General features: G+C 43.7%; 8 protein-coding genes. 6 read left to right on the top strand and 2 right to left on the bottom strand.

What is annotated here, in order from left to right:
• The coding region (locus tag BSG1_RS21120) for a hypothetical protein (protein WP_006837430.1) at positions 1-720 on the top strand (720 nt) is incomplete at its 5' end.
• A 39-nt stretch (positions 721-759) separates the two neighbouring features.
• Here BSG1_RS21120 and BSG1_RS12520 read toward each other — a convergent pair.
• Complete coding sequence (locus tag BSG1_RS12520; RefSeq protein WP_044022848.1) at positions 760-999, bottom strand: IDEAL domain-containing protein; 240 nt, start codon at positions 997-999, stop codon at positions 760-762.
• 418 nt (positions 1,000-1,417) lie between these two features.
• Between BSG1_RS12520 and BSG1_RS12515 the strand changes: the two genes are divergently transcribed.
• Positions 1,418-2,002 carry a competence protein ComK gene (locus BSG1_RS12515; RefSeq protein ID WP_006837428.1) on the top strand — a complete coding sequence of 195 codons (585 nt, stop codon included), beginning with the start codon at positions 1,418-1,420 and terminating at the stop codon, positions 2,000-2,002.
• Positions 2,003-2,181: 179 nt separating this feature from the next.
• Here the strand turns inward: BSG1_RS12515 and BSG1_RS12510 are convergent, their stop codons facing one another.
• Positions 2,182-2,571 (bottom strand): hypothetical protein, encoded by a 390-nt coding sequence (locus BSG1_RS12510; protein ID WP_006837427.1) that lies wholly within the window; start codon positions 2,569-2,571, stop codon positions 2,182-2,184.
• A gap of 320 nt (positions 2,572-2,891) precedes the next feature.
• Between BSG1_RS12510 and BSG1_RS12505 the strand changes: the two genes are divergently transcribed.
• From BSG1_RS12505 to fabG, 4 genes are all read left to right on the top strand, one after another.
• Positions 2,892-4,847 carry a S9 family peptidase gene (locus BSG1_RS12505; protein ID WP_006837426.1) on the top strand — a complete coding sequence of 652 codons (1,956 nt, stop codon included), beginning with the start codon at positions 2,892-2,894 and terminating at the stop codon, positions 4,845-4,847.
• 268 nt (positions 4,848-5,115) lie between these two features.
• The gene (locus BSG1_RS12500; RefSeq protein ID WP_044022845.1) at positions 5,116-5,733 is read left to right on the top strand and encodes a TVP38/TMEM64 family protein; all 618 of its coding nucleotides are present in this window, start codon (positions 5,116-5,118) and stop codon (positions 5,731-5,733) included.
• 20 nt (positions 5,734-5,753) lie between these two features.
• Positions 5,754-6,314 carry a signal peptidase I gene (lepB, locus tag BSG1_RS12495; RefSeq protein WP_006837424.1) on the top strand — a complete coding sequence of 187 codons (561 nt, stop codon included), beginning with the start codon at positions 5,754-5,756 and terminating at the stop codon, positions 6,312-6,314.
• A 1,225-nt stretch (positions 6,315-7,539) separates the two neighbouring features.
• The gene (fabG, locus tag BSG1_RS12490) at positions 7,540-8,280 is read left to right on the top strand and encodes a 3-oxoacyl-ACP reductase FabG (protein ID WP_006837422.1); all 741 of its coding nucleotides are present in this window, start codon (positions 7,540-7,542) and stop codon (positions 8,278-8,280) included.
• Positions 8,281-8,283: the final 3 nt, after the last annotated feature.

Below are 8,283 nucleotides of genomic sequence, written 5' to 3'. Positions count from 1 at the left end.
GAAGAACGCCTCCAGCTCGAAAAGGAAGAAGCTGTAAAGGCAAAGCTTCAATATGATGAGTGGCGTATGACTGTGAAAGAACTGGAAGAAGAAGACAGGGAAGTCTCAGAAAAACTGATACGGCTTGGAAATCCTGAACGGAAGTATGGCATGCTGCTTGAAGAAAAAGAAAAATTGATTCACGATTCTTCTTCTCCTCTTAGTGACCTGTTATATAACTTGGCTGAACAGTCTGCGGAATTGAAAGTTGGACTGAAAGAAGTGAAGGAGGCTGAAGAAGCTGCCGCCATGGCCCGTTTAAAACTGGACACGGCTTCCGACTTGCTTGGAAGCGCAAAAAACTGGGGAATGCTTGACCTTGCAGGAGGGGATCTCATTTCCACCTATGCAAAGCGATCAAAAATGGATGAAGCCCAGAGAGCTCTACATGAAGCGCAGAGATATCTGAAAAGATTGGAAAAGGAACTGCAGGATCTTAATATGGAAGCCGTTCAAACCCTCGAGGTTTCCGGATTCCTCAGCTTGACGGATATGTTTTTTGATAACTTTTTCTCGGACTTGATGGTCCAGGATAAAATTAACCGGACTATAAGCAAGGTCTCAGATACACGCAGCAGAATTTCCGGTCTTTCGTCTAAATTGGCACAAATGGCAAACGAACTTACTCGCGAAATAAAGGACACCGAAGCGAAAAAGAGAAAACACTTAGAGAGTGCATGAGAAAATAAGTAGGACTGACTTTATAAGTCAGTCCATTGATTATATGCCATATTCCTCGGTCAATTTTCTCAATTGAAGAGAGAGTGTCATGAATTTTTGTTTATCACGCTGATCAAGGGCGCAGTCCAATTCTTCTTTCAGTTTACGTTTTTGATTCATTAAGTTAACTTCATTCAATACCATATCAACATAGATCTCATTTAGGGTCATCTCGGTGGCTGTTTTCCGTGACATTGCACTTGCCTTCATCATCTCTGAATAAGTTTTCTTTTTATCCATAAGCTCACCCCTGAAGTCTTTTTTATAAAGCACATTACATAAAAACCGATGTAACCCCATGACAGACACCATCAAATCTCAAGTGGATAAACGTTAACGGTTTATTCATGCGCAAGTAATCGATTGCTGAAGCTGGACCAGTTCAGTAAATTATAATGGGCTGTTTGCAGGCTGTATTGTAATATTTTTTGGCAAAAGAACGATAACCTTGCTGTGTTTATAAATAAGCTCCTTTTGGGCCCTCCGGATTTTCCGGTGTAAAAGAACTTTTTTATATTATATGAGAAAAGTCACAAGAAAACAACGAAATATTTAAATTTTCTGAAAAATTATTCCTGGATAAAATTTTGGAAAATTCAGTGTATATTTTTGGAAGATTATGTTACTATATTAGAGAAAATGTAGAGGAGGCAGAGGAATGGTCGAGAAATCTCGAATAATTGAAGAGTATGAAATCAATCCGTATACGATGCTTATTATGCCGATAGAATATGGCGCGAGGACGTATACCGAAATTCATGAAGGAAATGAAACATTATTATCACCCTTTAAACCTTTTGAAATCATTAAGAAAAGCTGTGAATTCTTCGGGTCTTCCTATCAGGGACGGAAAGATGGAACAAAGCGTTTAACCGGCATCACCCATAAAGCCCCCATCATTGTTGATCCTCATTCGTCTATTTATCTATTTCCAACCACTTCACCAGCCAAATCAGAATGTATTTGGGTATCCCATGATCACGTACTTTCCTATACGAAATTAAACAGCAGAGAAATCAGTGTAACGTTCAGGAACCGCGCAAGTTTCACCCTGCCAATGTCGTATGCCAGCTTTGAAGCGCAAATGATGCGGACAGCCATGCTGAGAATCAACTTTCAGCATCGGATTGTGACCGCAGAAAGGAAATCCTCTTCACGGAGTTTTAGTGCTTATTCCGGCAGAGCCTCAGAGCAAATTCCCGTTTATGGCTGGGGACAGAAGACATCCGGGGAGGAAATGTAACGGCTTAATGATAGTTTTTCTTCAGTCATATCTTATGGTATTGCACTATGACTAAAGGGAGGCAAGTCAAAGTTCCAGCAGGCATAGAAAGCTTCTATTCTTGCTGGAATTTTGCTTGTTCATCAGGGTGTTTTCTTAGAAGATTGTAGTGTGGGCGGCATGCCGCAGAGTAGGCGGCCTCACGCTTTTTTGCTTTCCTGGGCGTCGACTTTCAGGAAACGCTGGTATAAATAATACCTCAGCAGATCCTCGACCCGGTTGCGAAGGCGGGGGTTGAAGTAATTATGATGCTCCTCATATCCTTTGTAAAGAAATAAATACATAGTGAAGGCATCATCCGATTTGATTCTTTCCACTTTCATTCCATTCATTTTCATGTGCTTCTTTACACCTGCAAGTTCACTTTGAATGATCTTCATCGTTTCCTCGATCAGCTCCAGGTATGGTCTTTTCAGCTTGAAGGGACTTTTTTCCACAACCGTGAAATCCCTATCCAGTACAGTCAAGACCATCGGCAGGTATATGGCCTGCTCTAAGATGTTTCGATCTTCCTCAGATATCCTGGTCATAAGTATGCTCCTTTTCAGAAGGAATTACAGAACATTTGTTCGTGTGTTTTTATTTTACGTACTTTTTACCAAATTATCAATATCCAATATTGGAGAACCAGGTCGAATCTCAATCTTTTTTTCCTAGTATGGGTGATTGTGCCGGAATCTAATCACAACTTTACATATCACGTCTATAGGAAGAGCACGAAAATAACTTCGCCAAAAAAGACACAGAAATTCCCTGAGACAAAGGATTTGAGAAGGACTTGTCGAATTTTTTACAATAGGGTTTACACACATTTTGAAAAGGAGTTGGCGTTTTGACAAGCAGACGAGGAATGACTGCAGAAGATTTGTTCAAATTAAAATCTGTTTCCGATCCGAAGATTTCACCTAATGGAGAAGAAGCTGCCTATGTGATAACGGAAATGGATGAGGAAACAAATAAATACATATCGAACTTATACCATCTTGATATTAAGACGGGGAAAAGTACACAATGGACGTTTGGAAAAAATCGAAATACATCACCAAGATGGTCTCCTGATGGGGGAAAAGTGGTATTTGTTTCAGACCGCTCTGATAAAAGCCAGCTGTTCTTGCTCTTGCGGAGTGGAGGGGAAGCCCGGCAGCTGACATTCTGCCCTAACGGTGCCTCACAGCCGGTATGGTCTCCATGCGGCAAAAAAGTGGCCTTTTCAACAGCATTGATGGAAGGTGAAACGTTAACGGAAGGGAAGGAAGAAGATAAGCATCCTCAGCCTCTTGAAGTAACAACAATGAAGTATAAGTCAGATGACAGCGGCTTTTTTAACGGCAAGAGAAACCACATTGCGGTCATTGATGTTGAAACATTGGACATGAAGCTCATAACAGAAGGAGAGATAGACTACTCCTTACAGTCCTGGTCGCCAAACGGCAGATACATAGCTTATGGAGCAGATAAAAGTGCGGACCTTGATAACTCTTTCCTATCAGATTTGTTCTTATATGATGTGGAGGAATCCACTGAAAGAAAGGTAACCAGTGGAACAGGTTATTTCGGCAGTGCAGCCTGGTCGCCAGACAGCAGTTCCATAGCTATTCTCGGCCATGAAAGCGAGTATCAAAATGCAACACTGACAAAGGTGTGGCTGTATGAAATGGAGACAGGATCCCTAAGCTGCATGACAAGTGAACTCGACAGCCCGGCTGGTGATTTCATGGTCATTGATTTCCAGCAAGGTGTGTCCAATCCGGGAGTTCAGTGGGCTTCTGATAATGACAGTTTTTATTTCCTGACATCAGACAATGGCAATACGGTCTTGTATTACGGTAACCGTGACGGGTCTCTTTATCCTGCTTTATTGGATAATCAGCATGTTTACGGATTTGACCTGGATCGTAAACAGCAAAAAGCCATTGTCGCCATCAGTAACTCGTTGCTGCCTGGGGACTTGTTTATGCTTGATATCCCGACAGGTGAATTGAAAAAGCTTACATCCGTGAATGAAGACTTTCTTTCTCAACTTGCGCTTTCGGAAACTGAAGCGATTTCCTTCAGAAGCAAAGATGACTGGGAAATTAATGGCTGGCTGATGAAACCCGCTCGTTTGCAAGAAGGGGAAAAATGCGGCCTGATCGTTGAGATTCATGGCGGGCCTCATATGATGTACGGAAATACATACTATCAGGAATTTCAAATGCTCGCGGCGGAAGGCTACGCAGTCCTGTTTATCAACCCGAGGGGGAGCCATGGATATGGCCAGGCATTTGTCGATGCTGTACGTGGCGACTATGGGGGCGGAGATTATGAAGATGTGATGGCTGCTGTCAATCATGTTCTTGAAACCTATGACTTTATTGATAAAGAAAGACTTGGTGTGACAGGGGGAAGTTACGGAGGCTTTATGACCAATTGGATTGTCGGCCACACCGACGTCTTCAAAGCGGCTGTCACACAAAGATCGATTTCCAACTGGGTGAGTTTTTATGGTGTCAGCGACATCGGATACTATTTTTCAGAGTGGCAGATCGATGCTGACCTGAATGACATCGAAAAACTATGGAAACACTCGCCGCTAGCGTATGCGAACAACATCAATACACCGCTGTTGATCCTTCACAGCGAGAAAGATTACCGCTGTCCGATTGAACAGGCTGAACAGCTGTATATCGCAGTCAAGAGGCAAGGGAAGCAAACAGAGATGGTGCGTTTCCCTGAATCGAATCACAATCTCTCAAGAAACGGCAAACCTAATTTAAGAGTAGCCAGACTGAATTATATTAAAGATTGGTTCAAAAAATATATCTGATGCTTGTCAAAATCCCCGGTAAAAGTGATAATGCTTTTACTGGGCGTTTTACTATATGGAGCGCCTGAGAGTGTAAAGGATATTTCATTTTTGTGACAATCTATTAGTAGGAAAACCCATATGATATACTTTTCATAAGCCCTGACGTTACGATATTCAGGAAGGGCCGCTCTTCCCTCTTCACGGGAACATGACCCAAGAGAGAGTCAGGATAGAGAAAAATAAAAAATGGGTTTTGTTCTGCGGATATTTAGGGGAAAGATATAGTATGGATATTGAGATGATTAAAGCATGGTTTACACTTGAAAATATAATGGAATTAATAAAAGAGTACCGGTCGTTCGGCCCGTTGCCGGGAATCCTGCTCCCGATGCTGGAAGCATTCCTGCCCTTTTTACCGCTGTTTGTGTTCGTGCTCGCGAATGTAAATGCATTTGGGCTGTGGTTCGGCTTCCTATTTTCGTGGATAGGAGCTTCTCTTGGGGCACTTATTGTGTTTCTGCTTGTCAGAAGATACGGTCAGGCACGATTCTTCCGTTTCCTGAAAAATAACCGCCAGGTCCATCGGTTGACGAAGTGGGTGGACCGCCACGGATTCGGCCCCTTGTTTCTGCTGTTGTGCTTTCCTTTTACGCCATCGGCACTGGTCAATATTGTGGCAGGACTGTCAGGGATCAATATTTTTCAATATATGCTTGCAGTCGTTGCCGGGAAAATTGTCATGATTTTTACAATTAGTTTTATCGGACATGATATTGTATCATTATTTCAACAACCTTTGCGTACAGCACTGGTACTGGCAGGCATCTTCGTTCTATGGCTTGCCGGAAAACGGGTGGAGGCCCGCATCAACAAAAAAGTAGAAAAAGATCACTCCCGCGGTTAACCAGGGTAGGAGGAATTAGATTGAGAGACAGCATAAAAAAAGAGAGTCTGGAATGGATTAAAGCTTTAGGAATCGGTTTGGTCATTTTTGTGGTCATCAGGACTTTTCTGTTTTCAAATTATGTCGTTGAAGGCGAGTCCATGATGCCTACTCTTGAAGACGGCAATAAGCTTGTTGTCAATAAGATAGGATATCAGGTCGGTGAACTGCACCGCTATGACGTGGTCGTATTCCATGCCAATGAAGACGAAGATTATGTTAAAAGGATTATCGGCCTTCCTGGGGATACTGTAGAATATAAAGATGATAAATTATATGTGAATGGCAAAGCTCAAGAGGAGCCATATCTGGATAAATTCAAAGAAGAAATGGTCGGGACCAAGCTGACAGGAGACTTCACGCTTGAAGAGATCACTGGGAAACAAACTGTTCCTGAGGGAATGGTATTTGTCCTTGGGGATAACAGGCGAAGCAGTATGGACAGCCGTTATTTCGGATTCGTTGACCAGGATCAGATTGTCGGTAAGGTCAACCTGCGGTACTGGCCGCTGAATGAATTTGATGTCCAGTTTGGTGATTGATATAAGGAACGCCTGATTCCAGAGATGGAGTCAGGCGTTTTTTGTTTTGCTGATTTGCAAGGAGGGAATCTGAAGTGAAGGTATACGATTAGGGAAGAAATGTGCCCCTAGAAGGCTGGAATCTGAAGTGAAGGTGTACGATTAGAGAAGAAACGTGCCCCTAGAAGGCCGGAACCTATCGTGAAGGTGCACGATTAGAGAAGAAACGTACCCCTAGAAGGCGGGAATCTGAGGTGAAGGTGCACGATTAGGGAAGAAACGTGCCCCTAGAAGGCGGGAATCTGAGGTGAAGGTGCACGATTAGGGAAGAAATGTGCCCCTAGAAGGCTGGAATCTGAAGTGAAGGTGTACGATTAGAGAAGAAACGTGCCCCTAGAAGGCCGGAACCTATCGTGAAGGTGCCCGATTAGAGAAGAAACGTGCCCCTAAAAGGAGGGAATCTGAAGTGAAGGTATACGATTAGGGAAGAAATGTGCCCCTAGAAGGCTGGAATCTGAAGTGAAGGTGTACGATTAGAGAAGAAACGTGCCCCTAGAAGGCCGGAACCTATCGTGAAGGTGCACGATTAGAGAAGAAACGTACCCCTAGAAGGCGGGAATCTGAAGTGAAGGTATACGATTAGGGAAGAAACGTGCCTCTAGAAGGCGGGAATCTATCGTGAAGGTGCCCGAATGGAGAAGAAACGTACCCCTACAAAACGGGATCCCTGCTGTAGAGGTACGATTAGTAAAAAAGTATCCAGGGGTGAGCAGCCGCTTTTGATCATAGAGTTCCTAGACCCCAATGGCTGGCGTACTGCCCATCTCCTCCTTTGCAATAAGTAAACATCGACTTTCTAACGCTCGCCGTGTTTCCTTTATCTCAATGCAGAGCTGGTACAGTCCGTACGCCGCTGAATGGGGTCTCTCCACTTTTATTTATTCCTCATCATTGATTTCGCCATCGCCAATCTCGTCTTCGCCCGGAGCGTCGTCACAAGCTGTCATCGTCGTGGCAAGCATAGCAGCAAGAAGCATATAAAGCAGCTTTTTCTTCATGAATCTCCCTCCATTCATCAAGGTTTATTTTAAAATTCTAATCATAGATTGCACTAAAACCGGCAGGATATCCGGAACCGGCGTTGGCAGAATTAGGTTGTCGATTTTAAGGGGGAAATTAGAGGAGATGTTGAGGTTATTGTCGAAATAGTGAAATATCAGCATGAATCAGGGTTAGGAGGATACATATGAGGTTGAAAAATAAAACAGCTGTCATAACCGGTAGTGCCAATGGCATTGGCCTCGCTGCTGCAAAAAAATTTGCACAGGAAGGTTGTAAGGTGATTATGGCAGATTATGACGAGAACAAGGGAGCTGCCGAGGCCGAAAAATTACAGGAGGAAGGCGGCGATACGGTCTTTTATCAGGTAGACGTTGCCAATCGTGAAAGCGTTGACAATTTGGCGGCATGGGTTCTCCGGGACTACGGTAGTATAGATATCTTGATCAATAATGCCGGTATCACCAGGGATGCCCTGATGGCTAAAATGAGGGAGGATGACTTTCAGCGTGTGCTCGATGTTAACTTAACAGGGGTCTTCCACTGTACTCAGGCTTTGCTGCCGGCACTCATAAACAGCGGCAAGGGAAAAATCATCAATACCGCGTCTGCAAGCGGCCTTTATGGAAATGTCGGACAGACGAACTATGCGGCATCCAAGGCAGCTGTCATCGGAATGACCAAAACGTGGGCGAAGGAATTTGGACCAAAGGGAATCAATGTCAACGCCGTTGCACCTGGAGTCATTGAAACAGAGATGACGGCCAGTATTCCGGACAAGGTAAAAGCCCAGATGAATGCCTTAATTCCACTGGGAAAATTCGGAAAGCCTGAAGATGCTGCAAATGCCTATTTATTCCTGGCGTCAGATGAATCTGATTATGTGAATGGCGTCGTTCTTCAAGTTGATGGCGGAATAATGATGTGAATT

It is taken from the genome of Bacillus sp. SG-1 (genome assembly GCF_000181495.1).
Taxonomy (GTDB): domain Bacteria; phylum Bacillota; class Bacilli; order Bacillales; family Bacillaceae_B; genus Rossellomorea.
Note: the sequence above shows the minus strand (reverse complement) of the source record. Positions and strands in the feature narration are given on the sequence as shown.

Excerpts from the sequence above, each read along its gene's own strand:
- BSG1_RS12505 (WP_006837426.1), top strand. The coding sequence starts at position 2,892 with ATGACTGCAGAAGATTTGTTCAAATTAAAATCTGTTTCCGATCCGAAG.
- BSG1_RS12510 (WP_006837427.1), bottom strand. The coding sequence starts at position 2,571 with ATGACCAGGATATCTGAGGAAGATCGAAACATCTTAGAGCAGGCCATA.
- BSG1_RS12520 (WP_044022848.1), bottom strand. The coding sequence starts at position 999 with ATGGATAAAAAGAAAACTTATTCAGAGATGATGAAGGCAAGTGCAATG.
- BSG1_RS12515 (WP_006837428.1), top strand. The coding sequence starts at position 1,418 with ATGGTCGAGAAATCTCGAATAATTGAAGAGTATGAAATCAATCCGTAT.
- BSG1_RS12500 (WP_044022845.1), top strand. The coding sequence starts at position 5,116 with ATGGATATTGAGATGATTAAAGCATGGTTTACACTTGAAAATATAATG.
- fabG (WP_006837422.1), top strand. The coding sequence starts at position 7,540 with ATGAGGTTGAAAAATAAAACAGCTGTCATAACCGGTAGTGCCAATGGC.